Below are 20,975 nucleotides of genomic sequence, written 5' to 3'. Positions count from 1 at the left end.
CAAATGAGATAGGGGGATTTTTTTATGCGGAAAATATTAAAAATAAAAAGAGTAGAGCGGAGAATACACGCTAAATTATAAAAAAAATGCATTTATATAAATTAAAATTATGTGAAATATCTACTATTTATCGGAAATATCAGTATTGCATAATTTTGTTACTTGCATTTTTTAGGGTATAGAGTAGCTGCCCTAAGAGTACATCTTTTTCAGTCAAGGTTACGATAATCATTGGATGATTTGGAGAAGGAATCGAGGTTAAAATGGCTTTACCATTGTCCGCATCCAAAGTAATCGACTGACAACCTTCGAGATGAATTTCATTCATAAAGGCTGCAACCATAGCTAAGATTGAGCTACTAACTGCTGCAAGTTTAGTGCTGTTATACCCATCTCTCTTATAAACATGGGCTAACTCGAAGCCATCTGTGCTACACAGCATGACATAATTGACACTGCGGACATTCATGAGAACATCTTGAATCTCACTCTTTGCAAAATCAATTAACTCTTTTGGTGCTGTGCGGCTTTGCGCTAAAGTAAACATATAGAACCTCGTTAAGGGTTAATTGCCAATATTTGAGTTGATCTCAATGGATGTAATAAGCGCTTCTAATAATAACAAAACGTCATCTTTCTTCCTTGCATCGATAAAGAAGAGTGGAGAAAAGAGATCATTTTGTAATAACCAGTCTTTATAGATAGTGGTTGATTTGGCTGACTCAGAAAGAAGATCGGTATGTGTAATGCCGATCGAAATATTGTCGGTAAAGTTTTGAAAGGTTTCCAGATAACTTTCTAATTCTTGAATAGGGTTGTCTGAATGATGGTCAATCAAAATTACAGCACCAATAGCACCTTTAGTAATGGCAGACCAAATAAAGTCGAAGCGGCTTTGCCCAGGTGTACCATATAGCCCAATGGTCAGGTTTTCATCAAGCGTGATTTCACCATAATCAATACCAACAGTAGTTTCCAATTTGGTATGGCGCTGTGCATCTGTGTTGAAAGCCTCCGTTTGCAGTACAGGAATCTCTGAGAGTGATCGAATCGCCTCTGTCTTACCCGCGCCCATACCACCAGCAAAAACAATTTTAAAGCGTTGTAAAATCATATTATTATCCTATATGCCTAGTTTTTTTCTTAGTTTTCCAAAAAAGCTTTTAATTAATCCTGCTTCTTCTGTAACTTGAGGCATTTCTGGTGGGTTAAAGTGTTTATCCCAAATATTGATTTTTGAGAGATTATGTGTCGCGATATTGGCTGCAATAAAGCGCTGCACAGTTTCAATAGGGAGATTCAACTGCGTTGCAATTTTTGAAATTTTACCACCTTGAATAAAGCAGCTGGAAAGTTGAAAAATGGTTTTCCTGTCCACATTACTTGCTGGCTTAGGCCACATATGGATCTTAAAATGTCCATCTTCAGGTGCAATTTCTTTCAAAAATATGGGTGAATCCCAAAAAAACTGCCATAACCAGTCGCTAAGTATATGGGGTTGCTTGCGTGAGACTTTCATGAAGTTGCTGGTGCTGGCAATGTCATAATCAAAACCAGAATCTGTAAAGGCTTGTTCTCGTTCTGTATTGAGCCAAGCGATATTTTTCTGAATATCAATAATGGCAATGGTGCCCAAAGTATCAAAAAGATGTAGCTTTGAGTTGCGTTCGGTATCCATCATTTTGCTGAAATATTCTAATTTGTAGTGTGTTTTTTTATTCTGAGTTTCGATAGGAAGGATTTGTTGATTGTCAAAAGAGGGGGGCAGTAGATGTTGAATAATCCAATTCGAGAAGCTTTCAAGATGTGTAATTGGTAAAGAAATTGTGTTTTCGTGGAGTCGGTTTTCGTTATGGGTTTGCTTAGAAATTTTTAGCCATGGGAACTGACGACTTCGAATGATCTTTTGGATCCCTTCGGTTTCATAAAAACTTTCATGGATAAATAAACAATCAATAGTTGGGTCAGCAGCGGAGCTCCAGTTAATTTGATACTCTTGAGGAATGAGATTACGTAGCTGTGTTTTAAGTTCGTCAGAATGGTTTGAACTCAGGCCAGTAATCGCAATATTAATATATTGCTTATTCATAGTGTTTCTTTAATTTAATTAGGTTGAAGAGGACAACGCATACAACCCCTTTCCCAAAAGGATGAGAAAGGGGCAATTCAAATTAAGAAAAATCTAGGCCTTTTTCATATCCTTTAAGTTCATGGCGAGCCATAGCAAGGTTTGCTTTAGAGCGTTCAAGGACAAGATATAAGAAAATTTTGTCATTGCCTTCTAAAGGACGAATAAGGTGATACTGCTTACCTAGTGTAATTAAAATATCTTCGATGGTGTCATTCAAGTTCAATGCTTGTGCAACACGTCGTTTTGAGCGAACGACTTCAGTATTACCTGCAGCCGCGAGTTCTAAATCGATGCTTCCACCGCCTTGAGTTGCTAGGGCCAAACCGCTTTCCCCATCGACCAATGCTGCTGCATAGAATCCATCGATATTTGCTAATGCTTCCAATGACACTTTAGCCATAGTTTTTCTCTTTAATTTTATGAGTTTTGAAATCCTTTTAACTTGTTGTTTCACAAGTCGATTTAATTATATGGACGGCGTGAAAAAATTATCAATATAAATAAATGTAACAAAAAAAAGATGAATAAATGTACGATTAAACCCGAGGCTTTTAGTCAGTTTTTGCTACAGATTTTGTGATTAGGTTTGCGTATTTTAAAAAGGAGTGTGAAAAAGTTTATTGTTATTTGAAAAAGTGTTTAATTTATTTGCTATTGTAACAAAATGTAACTTTTACCATTTGGACAAATAAAAATAAAAAAAGAAATCGATTTTTTTGATTTTTAAAGATGAAACATATAATTATTTTTCATTAAAAAATAAAGGGATGCGCAAAATGAGTGCATCCCTTGGAGATTAGACAAACATTTGACTTGCTGCGCAATAAAGTCCCCATAAAATCGCGATAGCGACAGCAGGCTCAATCAGTTTTGCCCATGTTGGCGTTGGATTTTGCTCTGCTACCTGTGTGTGTAGCTGATCTGAGTGGTCTGTTGCGTGTTGATTTACCATTTGATTAAACTCCTTCATCGTCTCTTCTAATGATAGCTCTTCTTCAGGCTTTGGTTTAGAGCCAATCAGTTCTGTTAGCTCACTTGTTGTCCAAACCCAGTCATCAGCCAGACCAGAGAGGTGCTCGATTTGACCAACAAGCAACTCGCGTATTCCATGTTCACCAAAGTTCCCTGTGGCATCAAGTTGTTTGAGTTCAGCAAACTGCAGGCTCAACATGCTGGTTAGGCTGTGCTCTAAGTCTGCCTTTGCTAACTGTGATTCATTTTGCGGAGACGTGGTGAGATGCCTTGCAAGTTCTTGAATATAGAGGTGATCTTGAGTTTGAATCTCTTGATAGAGCTTGGTGCCATCTTGACGCATCAAGGTGATGAGTTTTCCAAGGGAGAGGGTGTTGGCCTCAGAAAGATATTGAAGTCGCTCCTCATCTGAATATTGACTCAGAAGCTCAGGCTTTTGAATTTTAATCTGCTCTGCAAAATATTGTACTAAATCAAAAGCCATATAATTACTCCATTTTATTAATCTAATAACCTTAAACTTGGTTTTTTCTTAGCGGGTTCAGTTTTTTCTTCATTGTCTGATTTTAAAGCATTTTGCTCGCTTTGGGTATGATTGTCATACTCACTTGGATCGAAGAACAAACCCTGTCCATTTTCACGGGCATAAATGCCAATCACAGCATTAAGTGGTACATAGATATCACGAGATACCCCACCAAAACGTGCAGAGAAGGTAATCGCATCGTTGCTCATATGTAGCGCATGTACGGCATGAGGGACGATGTTTAAGACAATTTGGCCATCTTGAATAAACTGTTCAGGAACGAGAGTATTGGGCTGGGTTGCATCGACCAATAAATGCGGTGTCAGTTGGTTATCACAAATCCATTCATAAATGGCGCGAGCTAAATATGGACGAGTCGGCGTAAGGTTTAATTCTTGATCAGACATAATGTTCTCTACGGCTGTTTAAATTCAGATTGATAATGGTTTTTCTCCTGCAAAGTTAAAGACTTTAAAAATGCAGGACGACTAAAAATACGTTGGCAATATAAATAGATTGGGCTGCATTGCTGTTTGGGTAAATGCACGCCCATGCTGTTTAAGCGTAGAAAGATAGGCGCAAGCATGCAATCTAAAATACTAAAGCTTTCCGACATGAAATAGGGGAAATGCTGGAACAATGGTGTTAAGGAAATGAGTGTATCTTTCAGTTTTTTTTGTGCTTTCAGTTTTGCTTGTTCATCGAGTGTATCTGGATGGCGTAACATCATATCGGCAAGTTTTAACCAATCTTGTTCAAAGCGCCAAATGTACTGACGCTGTTCCGCGCGAGGCATAGGCGCGTCAGCATAGAGCTTGTTTTGACGATAACGATCGTCTAAATACTCGGAGATGATATTGGCGTTGAATAGTTTTAAATCATTTTCAATCAACATCGGCAGCTGATTATAAGGGTTTAAGCTGGCGAGATCTTCATCATCAGCATCACTTAAAACCAAATGGTATTTGATTTGCTTTTCTGCAAGTACATAACGAATCCAATGGGAGCGAAAATCATCTGCATGGCTATACAGCGTAATTCCTTGAAGCGGAGTAGTTTCGACAGACATATTTCAAGAAACTAGGTGAAGTGAATCGGTTAGAATACTAAAAATAGCCAATAAAATCATCTTAACTTTAATATGCTTATACAATCGAACAACTTGAAAGAAATCAAAAATAAGGATAGAACCATGCAGCTTTGGCTCAGAATCACCCAATCGATCGCAGTTATTATATTAATGACTTTCATCTCAAGTAGTTATGCTCAAAATCAAGAAGCAGCCGAACAGGTAGATGTAGCGCAGCAGACTGCTGAATATGCAGCTTGTATTGCCGATGAAGCCTGTGATGTTGCTACTTCTGTATCCGAGGATGAGATGTATGGCGGCATTCAGCAAGAATATACAGTAAAAGGCTGTAAGGTCACTGTTTATAATGATGGGCCTGTGAAAATGGTCGATGAGAAAACCGGCGAGTCGTGTAATGCACCACTTCCCAAAGATCATCAATTCTCTAAATCTAAAGAAGTACATACACATCAAGAAAATGATTGCATCGTTACCGAACAGATTAGTATGGATGGTGCTGCTGATGCGACAATGGACTGCTCAAAGAGAGGTAGGTAAAATAACATCTAAAACTAGAATTTAATCGATCTATTTAAACGTAAGTAAATAATTTTGAAGAAAAATATAGTATAAAAAAACCTCGGAAAATTCCGAGGTTTTTTTGTCCGATTCGGTAAACGAATTAACGTTTAGAGAATTGAGGACGTTTACGAGCTTTACGTAAACCAAGTTTCTTACGTTCAACTTCACGAGCATCACGAGTAACGAAACCAGCTTGACGAAGAGCAGGTTTTAAAGTTTCGTCAGAAGCGATCAATGCACGAGTAATACCGTGACGGATAGCGCCAGCTTGACCACCGATACCACCACCAGCAACAGTGATGTAAAGGTCATACTTTTCAGTAACTTCAAGAAGTTCTAAAGGTTGACGAACAACCATACGAGCAGTTTCACGACCGAAATATTGCTCAAGAGTACGGTTGTTAATTACGAGTTTGCCTGTACCAGCTGACAAGAAAACACGTGCAGTTGCGGTCTTACGGCGACCTGTACCATAATTAGTAGCCATGTGCTGTATCCCTTAGATGTCCAAAACTTGTGGCTGTTGAGCAGCATGTGGATGCTCTGTACCTGCATACACTTTCATTTTCTTGATCATTGCGTAACCAAGAGGACCTTTTGGTAACATACCTTTAACAGCTTTTTCTAAAACTGCTTCAGGTTTATGAGCGATTAACTTTTCAAAGTTAGTCTCACGGATACCACCAGGGAAGCCAGTGTGGCGATAGTATTTTTTATCAAGCGCTTTTTTACCAGTCACTTGAATTTCTTCAGCATTGATTACAACGATATAGTCGCCAGTGTCAACGTGAGGAGTATAAGAAGTCTTGTGCTTACCACGTAGACGACGAGCGATTTCAGTCGCAAGGCGACCTAAAGTTTTGCCAGAAGCATCAACAACGTACCAGTCGTGTTGAACTTCAGCAGGCTTAGCGCTGAGAGTTTTCATTAAACCACTACCTATTATAGTTGGTTTGGACTATGGAATCTGTCCAAACAAAAGGAGACGCGATTCTAAACGAATACGTTAAGAATCACAAATGAAAATATAAAATTTCAAGAGCCGTATTCTAAGGCATTTCCCTATATAAAGGAAGAGATCAAAGTTTATTCTTTTATAAAAAAATAAATAAGCGGATGGAGTGTCTGTAGAGATTCGGATATTTAGAAGAACAAAAAAATAGTGAAATAGTTTTCCATTATTTATTAATGGGTTTTATAGTTCAAACGAATCCTGTAACAAGGTTTTCACAGCCAATTGCTAAACGTATGATTAGAATTGGAATAGACAAGTTTCAGCGATAGGCTTTGTTATTCCTCTATCTCGAAATAGACGTTGTATAATGAGTGACGTGCATTTTCTTTGAGTTCAGTATGCTTCCTTTGTATATCACTAGTGGTGAACCTGCTGGAATTGGTCCAGATATTTGCTTGAGCCTCGCAGGTCGTATAGATGAGCGTCCGCTTGTGGTCCTTGGTGATCTCAATTTATTGCGTGCACGTGCAGAATGCTTAGGTCTTGCTATTGAGTTGATTGAGTATTCTGGTCAAGAAAATTCATCGCGTCTCGGTCAGCTTTATGTGGAGCATGTCGCTTTAAGTCAACCTGTAGTTTTAGGCGAGCTCAATCCTCAAAATTCAGCTTATGTTTTAGAGCAACTTCGTCGCTCAGCAGAGTATGCCATGTCTGGGAAAAGTGTTGGGGTGGCGACGGCACCTGTTCAAAAATCCGTAATTAATGAGGCGGGAATTCAATTCAGTGGACATACCGAATACTACCAAGAGTTTGCTGGCGTTGATCGTGTGGTGATGATGCTCGCAACCAAAACTTTGCGTGTCGCACTTGCCACAACCCATTTGCCCTTAAGAGCTGTCCCTGATGCAATTACCAAAGAACGATTACATCAAGTCATTGATATCTTAATTCACGATTTAAAAAGCAAATTCAAAAAAGAGCATCCCCACATTTTAGTGTGCGGCTTAAATCCGCATGCAGGGGAGAACGGTTATTTAGGTATGGAAGAAATTGAGGTGATTAACCCTGTGCTGGAAAGCTATCGTGCTCAAGGCATCAATATGAGCCTGAGTTTGCCTGCTGACACTTTATTTACCCCTGAAAATTTAAAAGATGCCGATGCCGTTTTGGCGATGTATCACGATCAGGGCTTACCTGTGTTAAAATCGCAGGGGTTTGGTGAAGCCATTAATATTACTTTGGGCTTACCCTTTATTCGTACCTCAGTCGATCATGGCACAGCTCTCTCCCTCGCAGGCACAGGTCTTGCGAAAAGCTCAAGCTTACAGGTCGCTGTTGATTTAGCATTAGAATTAGCTCGTCACTAATGTTTAGTGATTAACTCACGTTGGAAAAATTTATGTATCAAATTAATGCCTTAAACCCGAAAGATGAAGGGCACCATACGCGTAAGCGTTTTGGGCAAAACTTCTTACATGACCAACGTGTGATTGCCAAGATTGTACGTTCAGTTGCACCTCGCTCTGGTGATAACATTGTAGAAATTGGGCCCGGTTTGGCGGCATTAACCTCTCCGTTGATTGGCGAGTGTGACGCACTCACTGTTGTTGAGTTAGACCGCGATTTGGCGGCAGGTTTGCCGGGGCGTGTGCCACATCCTGAACGTTTAACCATTATTGAAACTGATGCACTGAAATACGATTTCACTAACTTATTTCAAGAGGGTCGTCCTTTACGTGTGGTAGGTAATTTGCCCTATAACATTTCGACCCCACTTTTGTTTCACCTCTTGGAATTTGGTGACAAAGTTAAAGATATGCATTTTATGCTACAAAAAGAAGTGGTTGACCGTATTACGGCTTCGCCAAATAGCAAAGAGTATGGCCGTTTGTCGGTGATGATTCAGTATTTCTGCAAACCGACCTTCTTGTTTGAAGTACCACCAGGTTCATTTAATCCACCACCAAAAGTGACCTCTGCGGTGTTCCGTTTAGAACCGTATGCAGTCAAGCCGATTATAGCCAAAGATGAAAAGGCACTGGCACGTTTGGTATCGCATGTTTTTACTCAGCGTCGTAAAACTTTACGTAATAGCTTAAAAGGCATGTTACGTGAAGATGGTTTTGAGCAAGCAGGTGTTGATCCAATGGCACGTCCTGAAACATTAAGCTTGGCTCAATTCGTGGCTCTAGCAGATCAAATGGTGTAATTATCATGCCACGTTACAATTATGTCATTGGAGATGTGCAAGGCTGTTTTGAAGCCTTAAAGGCCTTATTGAAGTCAATTCAGTTTGACCCCGATCAAGACTTTATCTGGTTTGCAGGTGATTTGGTTGCGCGTGGCGAAAACTCAATTGGGGCATTACGATTTATTAAAAAATTAGTAGAGCGTAATGCGGCTGCAACAGTTTTAGGAAATCATGATTTAACTTTGCTGGCGGCTGCACGTGGCATTAAAGCAATTAAAGACAAAGATAACATTCGTGATGTGATTGATGCGATTGATAGTGATGATTTGATTGATTGGCTACGTAAACAACCTTTGTGTGTGTTCCCAAACGCAAAGACGATTCTGACTCATGCAGGCATTCCAACCAATTGGACAGCAGAACAAACTGCTGCTTTAGCCGCAGAAGTTGAAGCGGTCATTGCAGCGGATGATTTTGATGTTGTCGATGCCTTTTTAAAAGAAATGTATGGCAAAGAGCCCACCTTATGGTCGGATGAACTGACGGGGCATGCGCGTTTACGTTGTATCGTAAATTATTTGACTCGTATGCGTTTAACCGATAGTGCTGGGCGTTTGGAGTTTAGTTTTAAAGACTCACTCAGCGACCCGATGCCTGAAGGCTTCAAACCATGGTTTGAATTTGCTTCACAAGCAGCGCAAACTCATAAAGTTGTGTTTGGTCACTGGGCCGCTTTACAAGGCAAAACCATTTCGGATTCGATTCAAAATGTAGATGGCGGTTGTGTTTGGGGGCATCAATTAATGGCTTATCGTCTAGAAGATGAGACTTTATTTGCCGTTGATAATCCAGTTCAATAGCTCATGCATTAAAAAAGCCACGAATTTCGTGGCTTTTTTTATTCTTAGTCGATTCTTAACCAGGTTTGGTTACGACCTAAAGCAGAAACACCGATGTATGCACGTAGCGAAAGACGCTTTCCTGTGGCATTCAGTTTCATTTTCGCATCATAAAGTTTGCCAGACAAAGGATCAATCACACGACCTTTTTCATAGTTATTGGTGCCGTCGACATGCTTTAAGCCTTTAATAATGTCCATACCCAAAATTGGTTTGTTGGTATATGGCGTAGGGCAATTCACGCAAGTTTCTTTTGGTGTATAACCTGGGCGTGGTGTAATTTTTACAATTTTTCCAGTATAGGTATTATTCGATTCTTTACGAATTTCGATAATGGCTTTTGGTGAGCCTGATTTATCATCAATTTGTTGCCATGTCCCTGTTAAGTCCTGTGCAAATGCTCCCCCGCAAAGCATGGACAATGTTAATCCCGCGATAAAAAACTTACTTTTCATATAAGGTTCTCTATAGTTTCACAAAAAGATATCCAAGACACAGAAAAATAAACAGTTTGCACCAGGCAAACTGTTTTGTGTTTAGATATGAATTAGGCAGTTGCCTTTAAAAATTGAAAAATCATACACGCTTAGCTGAAACTCTTTTATTCATTGAATTTGAAACCATCAGACTAAGTTTGGAGCAATGTATAAATGACTCAGTGGTGGTCTACAAAATCTAAAATGAATCGATTAAGTGATTGTGTAGACCAAGCCTGTCCAGTAATAGAACCTAAATTATTCTCGAATCCAAGTTTGGCTGCGACCTAGAGCCGATATGCCCACGTATCCTCGCAAGGTTAAGCGTTTGCCATTCGAACTGAGTTTTGCTTTACAGCTATAAATATTACCAGACAGTGGATCGATGATTTTTCCACCCGTGTAATTGGTATCACCGCTGTGTTTCAAACCTTTCATCACATCCATGCCTAAAATAGGCTTATTGGTATACGGCGCAGGGCAATTAATACAAGTTTCTTTTGGTGTATAACCCGGACGAGGCGTTACTTTGATGATCTTAGCGGTATATGTCCCGTTTGATTCTTTACGAATATCAAGGATGGCTTTTGACGACCCAGTTTTGTCATCAATATTTTTCCAAGTGCCGCTAATATCTTCAGCGAAAGCTGTACTACCCATAACGGTTGTAGCGAATGCGATTGCAAGTGTCAATTTGCTCATGAACAAAATCCTTTTATCATTTAATCAACGACAAACTCATCTTAAGTTGATTTTTTAAACAATACAATTGTTTATATGAGGAACATATCACATTTTTTGCAAGTATAGAATAAACAACGGTAACCAGATTGCTGTAAATACCGCATTGACAGCCATTCCAAAGGCTGCGTAACGTCCAGCAATACTTCCCCGTTGCCATGCTTGAGCTGTACCGATGGCATGAGCTGCAAGACCTAGCGCTAAGCCCGATGCTCGTTCGTCATTAATGTGTTTGAGAATCAGTGGAGAAAATGCAGCGCCAATCACACCAGATAAAATCACGATTAAAATAGCCAGACTCACAGGGGCTTGCAGCAGTGTTGCAATGTTAATTGCAATAGGTGTTGTGACTGCGCGTGTGGCAAATGCCATAATGGTAGGATCGGACAAATGTAATAGATAAGCCAAGCCCATCGGCAGTCCGACCGCACTGATACTGGCAAAGGCCAAGATGCCCACCACGGCTTTGAGGGGGAGGTCGTCATAGCGCATAGCAGCCAATGGAATAGCTAATGCGACCGTCACATAACCGAGCAAATGGTTAAACACTGGATTTACCTGTGCCATATATTGCTCATACGGAATGTTTAACAACAACAGCAGGGCAATCACAAAGCACATGCCAAAAACAATCACGGGAATTTGTGGCAGTTTTTTGTTGAGTGGCTTTGCCAGTAAGTAGGCAACGAGGGTTAGGAAAAAACCAAAAATAATGGGAATCATGTGCACACTCCTAAAGCCATTTCTTAGACATTTTTGCGTAAACCCACAGTGGAATTAGTGTGCTGACAAATAGCACCACCAAAAACATTGGGATTTCATTGCCTAAATGCGTCATCATCAGCAGGGAGCCTGCACTGATAGGTAGAAAAGCAAAGGCACTTTCTTTCATGATTTTATTGTTGGTATCGACCAAACGTGCTGGAATTTTATGAAATTTTCTCCAACCCAAAAGGACGATTAATAAACTAATCAGTCCAATTAAATTGCCCAGTTCAGGATGTCCAAAACGTCCCGTGATCCACACAGCCGCTTCACGAAAGATGATGATCAGGGCAACCGTGCCGATCCATGCTTTCCAATCAACAGTTTTTATCCATTCCATTTTGTTCTGTCATTAAAATTTTACTTATCACGTTTTAACCGATTTGGTTTTTGATTTCAAATTCTTCGAGTTCACGATGAAATTGTTTTGCTTTCAAACCTAAAATTTCATCAATCGGTAAATGTGCTTGTTTAATCAGTTGTTCAAGTTTATGTGGCGCAATATACACTTGTAGGTGTAGGTTGCCCTCATCATCATAATTTTCAGATTGAATCACATTTAGGGCGTACAGTTGATTACGCAATTTGCCATAGGCTGGTTTGAGTAGGACGTCAAAGTTTTGAATTTGACCCATCAAGCACTCTTGTACCGCTTGGCGTAGTAGATCAAATCCTTCGCCTGTATGTGCTGAGACATAGACACGCTCAGGTACATTGGGTTCAGCGTAAATGATTTTGGCTTGTTCGCCACTTTGATCGATCTTGTTATACACCCGTAGAATTGGAATATCTGCGCCAATTTCTTTGAGCACTTTTTCAACAGCTTCAATTTGTTCCATATGGTCTGGACTACTCGAGTCAATCACATGCAACAGCAAACTGGCTTCTAATGTTTCCTCTAGCGTCGCTTTAAACGATTCTACTAAAGCATGCGCAAGATTACGTACAAAACCAACCGTGTCAGCTAGGACCAGTGGGCCAATACCATCCCATTCCAAACGTCTTAAGGTTGGATCTAAGGTTGCAAATAACTGATCTGCGGCATAAACATCAGATTTGGCTAGGGTGTTAAACAGGGTTGATTTGCCCGCATTGGTATAACCAACCAAAGAAACGGTTGGAATCGCGGCTTTTTGACGTGCAGCACGGCCTTGGATACGGGTCTGACGGACTTTTTCTAATTTATCTTTAAGTTGTCCAACACGGACACGGAGTAAACGACGGTCAGTTTCGAGTTGCGTTTCACCTGGACCACGGAGTCCAATCCCGCCTTTTTGGCTATCGAGGCTAATGCCTGTACCGACCAGTCGAGAAGACAAGTGATCCAATTGAGCCAATTCGACTTGAAGTTTACCTTCATGGGTACGGGCACGTTGTGCAAAGATATCCAAAATAAGGCGTGTACGGTCAATGACGCGGCACTTAATAATACGACTCAGGTTACGTTCCTGACTGGGTGTTAGGGCATGGTCAATAATCACCAGCGTGGCTTCAAGCTCCTCAACGCGAGCAGCAATTTCCTCTGCTTTGCCTGAACCAATGAAATATTTAGCATCGGGTTTGAATCTTTGAGCGTGAACATGCTCCAGAATTTCTGCACCTGCCGACTTAGCAAGCAAACGAAATTCTTCTGCATCAAGGTCTTCCAGAATATGGATGGCAACACTGACTAAAATGGTTTTTTCGCCACCTTGCTTCTGCTCAAAATATTCCACTAAATTCGATCTCACATTGAAAACTCTAGTGTAGATGAATTTGCTGAGATTGAGCGAAATAGTTATGCCGTTGCCTTACATTGAGCGAAATAAGTGAACCAAAAGCAGCAAGGTGCCAAAGTATAAAATACTGAGCCCTATAATAAATTTCAGTGCCTGAACAGGATTTAACGGCGGAGCTGGAGGATTCATTTGATCGTTCATGTACACACCATGTTTTGGTATTTCGATTGATTTATTTTAATTAATTTGTTTAAACGATTAAAATTGAAAATAATCATCTGGGCCTTCGGTTTTTATGATCAATGCAAGTTGCTCAAGATCAGTATAGAATGAGCCGAAATCAATGATTAAATGTTGAATGAAGCTGTGCCAAGTGAACCGTCTATGCAATCGAATACTGAAATAAAAACAACATCAATAAAAGGTGTCTCTAAGCTTTTTCTGTATGGTAAAAAGCTGGCTTCAGGGCTTGGCGCCGTGTCTGAAGGGTTTTATTTGGTCTATCGACATGGCTTGTATAAAGACATTAACAATCCACAAAATACCCGTTACGTGCAGTATTTCTGTCGTCGACTGTGCAAGGTTTTTAACATTGATGTGCATGTCCACGGGGATATTCCACGTAAGCCTGCACTTTGGGTCAGCAATCATATTTCATGGTTAGATGTTGCGGTTTTAGGTTCAGGCGCACGAGTTTTCTTTTTGGCCAAGGCTGAAATTGAAAAATGGCCTGTGTTTGGCAAGCTGGCAAAAAGTGGTGGAACTTTGTTTATTCAACGTGGTTCAGGCGATTCCATCAAAATTCGAGAGCAAATTACAGCGTTTTTAAAACAAGATATTCCTGTGTTGTTTTTCCCGGAAGCGACCACGACCGATGGTTCTAAAGTGAAAAAGGTGCATGGACGTATATTAGGCGCAGCAATTGAGGCCCAGCGTGATGTGCAAATTTGTTTGATTTGCTATGTGAATCAACAGGGCGGACTTGACCAAGTCTCTCCGTTTATCGGTAACATTAGTTTTGCCGAGCATGTTAAAAAAGTACTAGAAATGCCACAAGTCACGGCACATTTAGTTGCGCTCCCAGCCATTTGTACCGCAGGACATACGGTTGAGAGTTTAACGGCACTGGTCCAACAAAAAATGGTGCAAGGTTTGGCTGATTTACATCAGAAAGTTTTGAAGTCCCAACCCAACATGCAACAAGCTTGAAGGCTTACATAAAGCCTTCAATTGGTAGCCAAGAGACGACTTTGAGACCAGCACGTTTGAACCAATTCATTTTGGGTTCAGTGGTATAGGTTTTGGTAGAACCATCAGCTTGTTTGATTTGCCAGTTAATGTTTTTGTTTGCATCTAGGACCAGTTTATAGGCATATTTACTGAGGTTTTGGTCCATGGTGTAGTGTACCGCTTTGGCCAGTGGTGGGCTGTTCAGTAAAACCCCAATTTCTGTATTTAAGTTGGCGGAGCGGGGATCAAAATTAAATGAACCAATAAAAACCTGTTTCTCATCAATGGCCATGAGTTTGGCATGCAGACTCGAGCGGCTTAATCCTTTGATGCTGACTTTGGCTTTTTTCGAAATTTCTTCATTGTTTTCATTTAATGCTTCGGCCGCAGGTGTGGCTAAAAACTCATAGAGTTGGACACCACTTTCCAGCAAGTCCTCGCGATATTTTCCATAGAACGCATGCACCAACGGCACATCATTGGCTTTAAATGAGTTGGTCAGTACGCGAACTTGAATGTCACTCTGTGCTAGGTTTGCCAAATGCTTTTTACCTTTACGTTCCGGGACAAAATAGGCCGAAATAATATCAATGCTTTCCATTGGCTTTTCTAAGTAGGTTTGCAATTGGAAGTTTAAATGTTCTTCTTTTTTCGCACGAGACTTGGTTTTACTTGGTGAGTCTTTCACGACCTCGGCTTTGACCCAATCGAATTGGATACTATCATTTAACCAGTGTTCAAAGGCCTGTGAACGATTGGCCAGATCGAGATAATTTTGTACGGTCACTTCCTGATAGTGCTGTTCTAACTGGGTTTTTAAACCCTCATAACGCAAGCTGTAATGGTTAGCGTTGACAATTTGACGTACTGGAAAGGCATAGTCGTCATTCCAGTATTCATCGAAGGAATGCACAATTTCATCTGAGGCAGAGCCGACCAACATTACATCAACATCGGAAAACTGATAACTGTCGCTGACGTTATAATATTGATTGCTCATGTTGCGCCCACCAATCAACGAAATTTGATTATCGGCAATGAAGCTTTTGTTGTGCATACGACGGTTGATGCGTTTTAGATTTAAGACCATATCCATCGTGCGATAGTGACGGAAGCGGTAGGGGTTATACAGTTTGATGTCGATATTGGCGTGTTGATCGAGCGCCAAATAAATGCCTTCCATTTTCTTGGCATTGTTATCATCGATTAGTAAACGAACTTTCACCCCGCGATCGGCGGCTTTCAAAATAGAATAAAGGGCTAAAGAACCAATACGATCATTGTCCCAAATATAGTATTGTAGGTCTAAGGTCTTTTCTGCTTTATCAATGAGATGAATACGCGCGGCCAAAGCTTCGAGTGGATTGTAGAGGATATGAAAGCCTGTAAGTCCCGGATTTTGTTCACGTAAAGGCAGTACAATTTTGCCTAAGCTGGTTTGATCGGTTGGTAGATCAAAGGCATAGACGGGTGTCTGTGGGATCTGTTTAGGTAAGGTATTACACGCTGGGACAGTCAAAACCATACAGCTCAGCAACAAAAGTTTGGCACCTTGCTGAGTAGAAGATGAGCGGAATGAAGTTTGTTTTGCTAAGCCGTGAGTTTTTTCCATCGTCATAAAGTCTATATATTTGGTTTGAGTATAATTCTGAGCTGTGAAAAGATAAACATAAGATTATGAGTTCTTGATGAACAATTTGTGAGTAAAAGTCTATGATCAATACACACTCCGTCGTGTTCTATTTTTATATTGCGATGGCCTTGCTAGCGGGGTGGGCGGTGTATCAGGCATGGATCAGCCAAACCAATACGGAGACCATTCATCCATTTAAGGCCTTTGTGCATTTGTTGGCTTTTTATCTCTCGTATTTACTCATTCCTTTGTTTTTCTTTAGCATATATGCTGGTTTTCAGGGCTATTATTCATGGCATGAAGCTATTTTTGTGTTTTTGGTCAGTGGTGTGCTGTGTTATGCACGTTTCGTTGAACCGCATTTTGTGCATGTCAAAACCACTCAATATCAAATCCAAGAAGATTATAAATTACTCAAACCTGTTCGTGTTGCCTTAATTGCCGATTTACATATTGGTCTCTTTTCTGGGCATGAGCGACAACTGAAAACTATCGTCAAGCGGCTGAATGAACAAAAACCTGATTTGGTGGTGGTTGCAGGCGACTGGACGTATGAACCTGAAAGCACACTGGCAGAAGAATTAAAGGTATTGCAAGAAATTAATGCACCCGTCTATTCGGTCAATGGTAATCATGATGAGCAATATCCAGGTCCGCCGATTCAAAATTTGTTAAGACATGCTTTGACGGTGAATAATGTGATTGATATTGAAGGTCAGATTGTTGAATTTGAAGAGTTTCGTTTGATTGGGGTCGGGGATTTGTGGGCAGGCAAGGCTGATATGCGTTTTATGCCGCATTTACCGCAGGACAAACCTTGGGTCATCCTATCGCACAATCCAGACACGGTCGATATGATACCCGCTTTACCCAGCCGTCCTTTAATGCTTTCGGGTCATACACATGGTGGTCAAGTTGAGCTGCCATGGCTCACAGACTATGTAATGAAAAAAGTATCTATATTAGGACACAAAAAAGGCTTGTACCGACATGAACATGCGGATGTGTTTGTCACGGTTGGAACAGGTATGGTGGGTGTGCCGTTTCGTTTTCGCGTACCACCGACGATCGATATTATTGAACTGATTTAAGATGGGTTTAGAACCAATAAAAAATAAAGCTTAAAACCAAAATGACCACAGCCAAGACGATCCAAAGGTTGTGGTTTTTTGTATGGAGCGCTTGTAGGTCTTGTATTGCATCGAGGTTATTCACTGCTGTGCTATGCGGGCTTTGCGGCTGTTGTTGTGTAAAGCTCCGTCCTTCAGACACAAGGGAGCTGTGGTGTCTTAATTCAGCGGTTGATATGCGTGGTTGTTGATGTCGTTTATGGCGATACATGCTTTTTAGTGCAGCATCATGCCGCTTCGTGAGTTCAGTCACGATCTCTTGTGCATCATCGTATTGAAAAGCGGTATGTGTGGCGATGTATTGAATGGCTTGAATAATTTTATTTTCTTCAACTAATACGATGACATCAAGTAGTTGTTCATTGGTGAGTTGTTGTATTTTTTCATCCATTTTTAAGCCCTATTCATCTTGTATTTCTCTCTATTTTTGAAGTAAAACGACAGATTTTAAATATGGTTTTTGTAGCGTTTGTTAAAGGATCAGTATAAAAAAACCAGCATCATTGTGCTGGTTTTTAGACATAAAATTCAGGGTTAAATTTGATTATTTACATCATCATTTTTGGTTTCACGGATCATTAAAAATGCACATAATGACAGAAGCGATGCCGCCGTGAGGTAGTAACCCACTGCGTGTAAACCGTAGGTGGTTGCAAGCTTGGTGGCAATGAGAGGTGCAAATGATGCCCCAAAGATCCCCGCAAGGTTAAAGGTCAGCGCTGAACCTGTATAACGAACGGATATTGGAAAAATTTCAGAGAGCACGGTGCCAATCGGTCCATAGGTTAGACCCATGATGGATAAACCAATACACAGGAACAAGAACACAATAAGAGTACTGCCTGATTCCAACATGCTTGAGAACACTAAACCAAATAACGCTGCAGCAACACAGACTGCAATAGACGTGGTTTTACGACCAAATTTTTCCGCTAAAACTGCTGACAAGGGGATGAATGCAGCAAAGCAGAGGGTTGCGACCAGTTGAAGTTGTAAGAACTGTTCGCGGGTGTAACCCAGCTGTTTGGTACCCCATTGCAAAGCAAATACCGTCGTGAGGTAGAACACCACAAAGGTACAAATGGCTGCAATGGTACCTAAAATCAACATGCCCCAGTGTTTGGTGATCACTTCTTTAAACGGTATGTTAACTTCTTTTTGCTTGTCTAAAACTTTCTGGAACGCCGGAGTTTCATGAAGTTGTAAACGAATCCACAGGCCTACAATTACCAATAACGCACTTGAGATAAAAGGAATACGCCAGCCCCATGTCATAAACGCTTCTTCAGTCATAAAATGACCCAGCGTTAAGAATGAACCCGTTGCCAAGATAAAGCCAATCGGCGCGCCCAGTTGGGGGAACATACCATACCAAGCACGTTTACCTTCAGGTGCATTTTCTGTGGCAAGCAATACCGCACCCGACCATTCACCACCTAAGCCGAGACCTTGACCTAAACGACACAGCGCAAGCAGTAATGGTGCGGCAATTCCAATTTGTGCATAGGTGGGCAATAAGCCGATACACACGGTTGAAAGTCCCATGGTCAGCAAAGCTGCAACCAAGGTCGCCTTTCGGCCGATACGATCACCTAAATGTCCAAAGAGTGCAGCGCCAATCGGGCGTGCAATAAAGGCAATCGCGAAGGTTGCCAAAGACTGAATGGTCGCAGTCATTGGATCGGTACTTGCTGGAAAGAACAGGTACGGAAAAATAATGACAGCCGCAGTGGCATAAATATAAAAATCGAAGAATTCGATAGTTGTACCTACCAGACTGGCTGTAAGTACGCGGAATTTTGAGTTTACAGGCTGCTGTTCAGCAACAGCAGTATTTAATGACGCCATGGTAGACCTTACACTTAAAAAATAGTCGAACTGAGTTTTAAAAGCGTCATCTTTTTAAAAAAGGCGTAATTTTTTAAAAAAATACGAATGTTCCTCGGGCAGACTACGGAATTAGGGTTGCTAAAAAATGTAGTGCGCGCGGGTTATATCACGTAAAGATAGATGGACAGGAAATGTGATCCTGCACCAATCAATACAAAAATATGCCAGATAGCGTGCGTATATCTTACCTTTTTTAGTGCATAAAACAATGCACCGATGGTATAGGAAAGTCCACCAATGATTAAAAAAGTCAAAGCTGGTTTAGATAAAAAGCGTTGCATATCATCCATGACCAGTACTGCAAGCCATCCCATGAGCAGATAAGCAATCAGTGAAATTTTTTCAAAGCGATGAATGAAAAATAACTTGAATAGTGTACCAATGAGTGCAATCACCCAAAGTGCAATGAGCAGGTAATGGGCTTTTTGTGTGGGCAGTGCAATAGACAAAAATGGGGTGTAGGTGCCTGCAATCAGATAATAAATGGCAGTATGATCTAATTTTTTATACCAGCCGCGACGCTCTGGAGATTCGGCAAAATGATACAAGCTTGATGCGGCGAATAATAAAAATAGGCTCAAAGCATAGACCCACAGCCCGATCCATTGTGCTGTTTCTAAGTAAGACCCTTTGATAATCAATAAAATACCGGCTATGAGTGCAAGCGCAGCACCAATAGCATGGCTAATAAAATTGATTCTTTCTTCAGCAGGATCGTAGTTTACAACAGGGTGAGCGCTCATAAGTCGTGTGCATTTTTATAAAATATACAACTGTATCGTAATTCAAATTTGCATTTAGCGTAAGACGCTTTAAAATTTAATAGCAATTCTTTTTTTGGTTTCTATTATGACCGTTTCGGTATCGTCCTCTGCACAAGAGCAGCAATTCCTTCAAGCCTTCCAGCAAGCGCTTGAATCTCAAAGTTTTGATCGGATGATTCTGAGTCAATATCAGGGTGAACTTGAGCAACTCGAGAAGATGACTTTTCGAGTCGTCATGTTGCAAGGACAGCCTGTATTGAGCTGTTTATATCGTTATAAAACCCAAGATGTCACCAAAAATTATTCATTAGACACAGCACTTGAAACGGTAACTGCACTTTTGGCGCAGTGTAAACAAGCCAATCTGCTGACAACTGAACAAGAGTTGCAACTGAAGAAGAACAAGAAAAAAGCCATGCTGACGCAAAGTAAAAATAAAACGGTAACCAAAGCTGTTGAGCAGCAAGGCCATGACCGTGTCAAACAGCGTTTTGTCGATCAAGAAAGTTATTTCTTACAGCTTCTAGGCATTACCGATGCAAAAGCGCAAATCATTCCCAGTATGGCGCGTAAGTGGAAGCAGATTAATAAGTTTGTCGAAATTTTCTCAGGGGCATTAAGTCATATTCAACTGCCTGAACAACTGCGCGTGGTCGATTTTGGCTCAGGAAAGGGCTACTTAACCTTTGCTTTGTATGATTATTTGCTGAAGCAAGGACTGAATCCTTTTGTGACTGGGGTTGAGCTAAACAGCAAGATGGTGCAATTCTGTCAGGAGGTTGCGAACAAGTCGGATTTTCAGCAACTTGATTTTTTTCAGGGTGATGTTCGGACGTACCAGCCTGAACGTCTCGATGTGATGATTGCGCTGCATGCATGTGATGTCGCGACTGACTTTGCGATTCATACCGGCATTCGTTTAAATGCCGAAATGATCATGTGTGCGCCGTGTTGTCATAAAGAATTACGACCACAACTGAAAGCTCCGCTTGTGTTACAACCCATGTTGCAGTTTGGCATTCATGCAGGACAGCAAGCTGAAATGCTGACCGATACTATTCGTGCCTTATTACTCAAAGCCTATGGCTATGAAACCAAAGTGTTTGAGTTTGTAGCACTTGAGCATACCAGCAAAAATAAAATGATTTTGGCAACCAAGCGTAAGGATTATCAAGCGCCCGATGTTGCTGTCTTGGCACAAATTCAAGCCTTGAAAGAGATGTATGGTATTCAAAAGCATTCACTGGAGTTGCTGTTGAATAATCAATGGGATCAGCAAGATGTAGGCTGTAAATGCTGATCT

The 20,975-nt window shown here is 40.8% G+C and carries 25 protein-coding genes; 7 read left to right on the top strand and 18 right to left on the bottom strand.

Translation table 11 applies throughout. The features are described 5' to 3' along the window. Window positions 1-139 precede the first annotated feature (139 nt). From KVY11_RS12320 to KVY11_RS12290, 7 genes are all read right to left on the bottom strand, one after another. Window positions 140-547 carry a roadblock/LC7 domain-containing protein gene (locus KVY11_RS12320; RefSeq protein WP_168158287.1) on the bottom strand — a complete coding sequence of 136 codons (408 nt, stop codon included), beginning with the start codon at window positions 545-547 and terminating at the stop codon, window positions 140-142. An 18-nt stretch (window positions 548-565) separates the two neighbouring features. Further along, entirely contained in the window at window positions 566-1,114 is a 549-nt protein-coding gene (locus KVY11_RS12315; protein WP_218289106.1) for an ATP/GTP-binding protein, read from the bottom strand. Between the two features lie 9 nt (window positions 1,115-1,123). Next, entirely contained in the window at window positions 1,124-2,089 is a 966-nt protein-coding gene (locus KVY11_RS12310; RefSeq protein WP_218289105.1) for a hypothetical protein, read from the bottom strand. Between the two features lie 82 nt (window positions 2,090-2,171). Further along, on the bottom strand, window positions 2,172-2,531 hold the full coding sequence (locus KVY11_RS12305; protein ID WP_004983207.1) for a hypothetical protein: 360 nt from the start codon (window positions 2,529-2,531) through the stop codon (window positions 2,172-2,174). A gap of 396 nt (window positions 2,532-2,927) precedes the next feature. After that, window positions 2,928-3,587 carry a hypothetical protein gene (locus KVY11_RS12300; protein WP_058870241.1) on the bottom strand — a complete coding sequence of 220 codons (660 nt, stop codon included), beginning with the start codon at window positions 3,585-3,587 and terminating at the stop codon, window positions 2,928-2,930. 17 nt (window positions 3,588-3,604) lie between these two features. Then, window positions 3,605-4,036 (bottom strand): ClpXP protease specificity-enhancing factor, encoded by a 432-nt coding sequence (locus KVY11_RS12295; RefSeq protein WP_005400226.1) that lies wholly within the window; start codon window positions 4,034-4,036, stop codon window positions 3,605-3,607. Between the two features lie 8 nt (window positions 4,037-4,044). After that, window positions 4,045-4,698 (bottom strand): glutathione S-transferase N-terminal domain-containing protein, encoded by a 654-nt coding sequence (locus KVY11_RS12290; protein ID WP_218289104.1) that lies wholly within the window; start codon window positions 4,696-4,698, stop codon window positions 4,045-4,047. 123 nt (window positions 4,699-4,821) lie between these two features. Here KVY11_RS12290 and KVY11_RS12285 point away from each other — a divergent pair, with 123 nt between their 5' ends. Next, on the top strand, window positions 4,822-5,256 hold the full coding sequence (locus tag KVY11_RS12285; protein WP_218289103.1) for a hypothetical protein: 435 nt from the start codon (window positions 4,822-4,824) through the stop codon (window positions 5,254-5,256). Window positions 5,257-5,380: 124 nt separating this feature from the next. On the opposite strand, the gene rpsI is transcribed toward KVY11_RS12285, so the two are convergent. Together rpsI and rplM are read right to left on the bottom strand one after the other, a co-directional pair. Next, complete coding sequence (gene rpsI, locus KVY11_RS12280; protein ID WP_004695095.1) at window positions 5,381-5,767, bottom strand: 30S ribosomal protein S9; 387 nt, start codon at window positions 5,765-5,767, stop codon at window positions 5,381-5,383. 12 nt (window positions 5,768-5,779) lie between these two features. Continuing rightward, entirely contained in the window at window positions 5,780-6,208 is a 429-nt protein-coding gene (gene rplM / locus KVY11_RS12275; protein ID WP_004695096.1) for a 50S ribosomal protein L13, read from the bottom strand. Window positions 6,209-6,633: 425 nt separating this feature from the next. Here rplM and pdxA point away from each other — a divergent pair, with 425 nt between their 5' ends. From pdxA to KVY11_RS12260, 3 genes are read left to right on the top strand one after another with little or no spacing between them, the layout of a single operon-like run. Beyond that, on the top strand, window positions 6,634-7,602 hold the full coding sequence (gene pdxA, locus KVY11_RS12270) for a 4-hydroxythreonine-4-phosphate dehydrogenase PdxA (RefSeq protein ID WP_218289102.1): 969 nt from the start codon (window positions 6,634-6,636) through the stop codon (window positions 7,600-7,602). A 32-nt stretch (window positions 7,603-7,634) separates the two neighbouring features. After that, entirely contained in the window at window positions 7,635-8,444 is an 810-nt protein-coding gene (gene rsmA, locus KVY11_RS12265; protein ID WP_044739238.1) for a 16S rRNA (adenine(1518)-N(6)/adenine(1519)-N(6))-dimethyltransferase RsmA, read from the top strand. A gap of 5 nt (window positions 8,445-8,449) precedes the next feature. Beyond that, a complete protein-coding gene (locus tag KVY11_RS12260; protein ID WP_218289101.1) occupies window positions 8,450-9,286 on the top strand; it encodes a symmetrical bis(5'-nucleosyl)-tetraphosphatase in 837 nt (278 codons plus the stop codon). Between the two features lie 44 nt (window positions 9,287-9,330). On the opposite strand, the gene KVY11_RS12255 is transcribed toward KVY11_RS12260, so the two are convergent. From KVY11_RS12255 to hflX, 5 genes are all read right to left on the bottom strand, one after another. After that, window positions 9,331-9,780, bottom strand: coding sequence for a DUF2147 domain-containing protein (locus KVY11_RS12255; protein ID WP_004695101.1), 450 nt, complete (start codon window positions 9,778-9,780; stop codon window positions 9,331-9,333). 279 nt (window positions 9,781-10,059) lie between these two features. Beyond that, window positions 10,060-10,503 (bottom strand): DUF2147 domain-containing protein, encoded by a 444-nt coding sequence (locus KVY11_RS12250; RefSeq protein ID WP_218289100.1) that lies wholly within the window; start codon window positions 10,501-10,503, stop codon window positions 10,060-10,062. Window positions 10,504-10,590: 87 nt separating this feature from the next. Further along, window positions 10,591-11,265 carry an LrgB family protein gene (locus KVY11_RS12245; RefSeq protein ID WP_218289099.1) on the bottom strand — a complete coding sequence of 225 codons (675 nt, stop codon included), beginning with the start codon at window positions 11,263-11,265 and terminating at the stop codon, window positions 10,591-10,593. Between the two features lie 10 nt (window positions 11,266-11,275). Further along, window positions 11,276-11,647 carry a hypothetical protein gene (locus KVY11_RS12240; RefSeq protein ID WP_218289098.1) on the bottom strand — a complete coding sequence of 124 codons (372 nt, stop codon included), beginning with the start codon at window positions 11,645-11,647 and terminating at the stop codon, window positions 11,276-11,278. Between the two features lie 34 nt (window positions 11,648-11,681). Beyond that, a complete protein-coding gene (hflX, locus tag KVY11_RS12235) occupies window positions 11,682-13,022 on the bottom strand; it encodes a ribosome rescue GTPase HflX (protein WP_176538505.1) in 1,341 nt (446 codons plus the stop codon). Window positions 13,023-13,409: 387 nt separating this feature from the next. Between hflX and KVY11_RS12230 the strand changes: the two genes are divergently transcribed. After that, complete coding sequence (locus KVY11_RS12230; protein ID WP_026056514.1) at window positions 13,410-14,234, top strand: 1-acyl-sn-glycerol-3-phosphate acyltransferase; 825 nt, start codon at window positions 13,410-13,412, stop codon at window positions 14,232-14,234. Window positions 14,235-14,238: 4 nt separating this feature from the next. Here KVY11_RS12230 and KVY11_RS12225 read toward each other — a convergent pair whose 3' ends face one another. Next, window positions 14,239-15,867 carry a phospholipase D family protein gene (locus KVY11_RS12225; protein ID WP_218289097.1) on the bottom strand — a complete coding sequence of 543 codons (1,629 nt, stop codon included), beginning with the start codon at window positions 15,865-15,867 and terminating at the stop codon, window positions 14,239-14,241. A 101-nt stretch (window positions 15,868-15,968) separates the two neighbouring features. Between KVY11_RS12225 and KVY11_RS12220 the strand changes: the two genes are divergently transcribed. After that, on the top strand, window positions 15,969-16,979 hold the full coding sequence (locus KVY11_RS12220) for a metallophosphoesterase (RefSeq protein WP_218289096.1): 1,011 nt from the start codon (window positions 15,969-15,971) through the stop codon (window positions 16,977-16,979). A gap of 7 nt (window positions 16,980-16,986) precedes the next feature. Here the strand turns inward: KVY11_RS12220 and KVY11_RS12215 are convergent, their stop codons facing one another. The 3 genes from KVY11_RS12215 to KVY11_RS12205 all read right to left on the bottom strand — a co-directional run bounded on the left by KVY11_RS12215 (window position 16,987) and on the right by KVY11_RS12205 (window position 19,651). Next, complete coding sequence (locus KVY11_RS12215) at window positions 16,987-17,409, bottom strand: hypothetical protein (RefSeq protein ID WP_159153300.1); 423 nt, start codon at window positions 17,407-17,409, stop codon at window positions 16,987-16,989. Window positions 17,410-17,552: 143 nt separating this feature from the next. After that, complete coding sequence (locus KVY11_RS12210; protein ID WP_168158279.1) at window positions 17,553-18,866, bottom strand: MFS transporter; 1,314 nt, start codon at window positions 18,864-18,866, stop codon at window positions 17,553-17,555. A gap of 143 nt (window positions 18,867-19,009) precedes the next feature. After that, window positions 19,010-19,651 carry a hemolysin III family protein gene (locus tag KVY11_RS12205; protein WP_218289095.1) on the bottom strand — a complete coding sequence of 214 codons (642 nt, stop codon included), beginning with the start codon at window positions 19,649-19,651 and terminating at the stop codon, window positions 19,010-19,012. 106 nt (window positions 19,652-19,757) lie between these two features. Between KVY11_RS12205 and KVY11_RS12200 the strand changes: the two genes are divergently transcribed. Continuing rightward, window positions 19,758-20,972, top strand: coding sequence for an SAM-dependent methyltransferase (locus KVY11_RS12200; RefSeq protein ID WP_218289094.1), 1,215 nt, complete (start codon window positions 19,758-19,760; stop codon window positions 20,970-20,972). Window positions 20,973-20,975 lie beyond the last annotated feature (3 nt).

The sequence above is a fragment of the Acinetobacter sp. CWB-G5 genome, assembly GCF_019209785.1.
In the GTDB taxonomy this organism is placed as follows: Bacteria; Pseudomonadota; Gammaproteobacteria; order Pseudomonadales; family Moraxellaceae; genus Acinetobacter; species Acinetobacter johnsonii.
This window is presented reverse-complemented; position numbering and strand designations above follow the sequence as displayed.

What these genes read in the sequence shown, in the direction of transcription:
- KVY11_RS12320 (WP_168158287.1), bottom strand. Translation starts at nt 547, where the DNA reads ATGTTTACTTTAGCGCAAAGCCGCACAGCACCAAAAGAGTTAATTGAT.
- KVY11_RS12315 (WP_218289106.1), bottom strand. Translation starts at nt 1,114, where the DNA reads ATGATTTTACAACGCTTTAAAATTGTTTTTGCTGGTGGTATGGGCGCG.
- KVY11_RS12310 (WP_218289105.1), bottom strand. Translation starts at nt 2,089, where the DNA reads ATGAATAAGCAATATATTAATATTGCGATTACTGGCCTGAGTTCAAAC.
- KVY11_RS12305 (WP_004983207.1), bottom strand. Translation starts at nt 2,531, where the DNA reads ATGGCTAAAGTGTCATTGGAAGCATTAGCAAATATCGATGGATTCTAT.
- KVY11_RS12300 (WP_058870241.1), bottom strand. Translation starts at nt 3,587, where the DNA reads ATGGCTTTTGATTTAGTACAATATTTTGCAGAGCAGATTAAAATTCAA.
- KVY11_RS12295 (WP_005400226.1), bottom strand. Translation starts at nt 4,036, where the DNA reads ATGTCTGATCAAGAATTAAACCTTACGCCGACTCGTCCATATTTAGCT.
- KVY11_RS12290 (WP_218289104.1), bottom strand. Translation starts at nt 4,698, where the DNA reads ATGTCTGTCGAAACTACTCCGCTTCAAGGAATTACGCTGTATAGCCAT.
- KVY11_RS12285 (WP_218289103.1), top strand. Translation starts at nt 4,822, where the DNA reads ATGCAGCTTTGGCTCAGAATCACCCAATCGATCGCAGTTATTATATTA.
- rpsI (WP_004695095.1), bottom strand. Translation starts at nt 5,767, where the DNA reads ATGGCTACTAATTATGGTACAGGTCGCCGTAAGACCGCAACTGCACGT.
- rplM (WP_004695096.1), bottom strand. Translation starts at nt 6,208, where the DNA reads ATGAAAACTCTCAGCGCTAAGCCTGCTGAAGTTCAACACGACTGGTAC.
- pdxA (WP_218289102.1), top strand. Translation starts at nt 6,634, where the DNA reads ATGCTTCCTTTGTATATCACTAGTGGTGAACCTGCTGGAATTGGTCCA.
- rsmA (WP_044739238.1), top strand. Translation starts at nt 7,635, where the DNA reads ATGTATCAAATTAATGCCTTAAACCCGAAAGATGAAGGGCACCATACG.
- KVY11_RS12260 (WP_218289101.1), top strand. Translation starts at nt 8,450, where the DNA reads ATGCCACGTTACAATTATGTCATTGGAGATGTGCAAGGCTGTTTTGAA.
- KVY11_RS12255 (WP_004695101.1), bottom strand. Translation starts at nt 9,780, where the DNA reads ATGAAAAGTAAGTTTTTTATCGCGGGATTAACATTGTCCATGCTTTGC.
- KVY11_RS12250 (WP_218289100.1), bottom strand. Translation starts at nt 10,503, where the DNA reads ATGAGCAAATTGACACTTGCAATCGCATTCGCTACAACCGTTATGGGT.
- KVY11_RS12245 (WP_218289099.1), bottom strand. Translation starts at nt 11,265, where the DNA reads ATGATTCCCATTATTTTTGGTTTTTTCCTAACCCTCGTTGCCTACTTA.
- KVY11_RS12240 (WP_218289098.1), bottom strand. Translation starts at nt 11,647, where the DNA reads ATGGAATGGATAAAAACTGTTGATTGGAAAGCATGGATCGGCACGGTT.
- KVY11_RS12230 (WP_026056514.1), top strand. Translation starts at nt 13,410, where the DNA reads ATGCAATCGAATACTGAAATAAAAACAACATCAATAAAAGGTGTCTCT.
- KVY11_RS12225 (WP_218289097.1), bottom strand. Translation starts at nt 15,867, where the DNA reads ATGGAAAAAACTCACGGCTTAGCAAAACAAACTTCATTCCGCTCATCT.
- KVY11_RS12220 (WP_218289096.1), top strand. Translation starts at nt 15,969, where the DNA reads ATGATCAATACACACTCCGTCGTGTTCTATTTTTATATTGCGATGGCC.
- KVY11_RS12215 (WP_159153300.1), bottom strand. Translation starts at nt 17,409, where the DNA reads ATGGATGAAAAAATACAACAACTCACCAATGAACAACTACTTGATGTC.
- KVY11_RS12210 (WP_168158279.1), bottom strand. Translation starts at nt 18,866, where the DNA reads ATGGCGTCATTAAATACTGCTGTTGCTGAACAGCAGCCTGTAAACTCA.
- KVY11_RS12205 (WP_218289095.1), bottom strand. Translation starts at nt 19,651, where the DNA reads ATGAGCGCTCACCCTGTTGTAAACTACGATCCTGCTGAAGAAAGAATC.
- KVY11_RS12200 (WP_218289094.1), top strand. Translation starts at nt 19,758, where the DNA reads ATGACCGTTTCGGTATCGTCCTCTGCACAAGAGCAGCAATTCCTTCAA.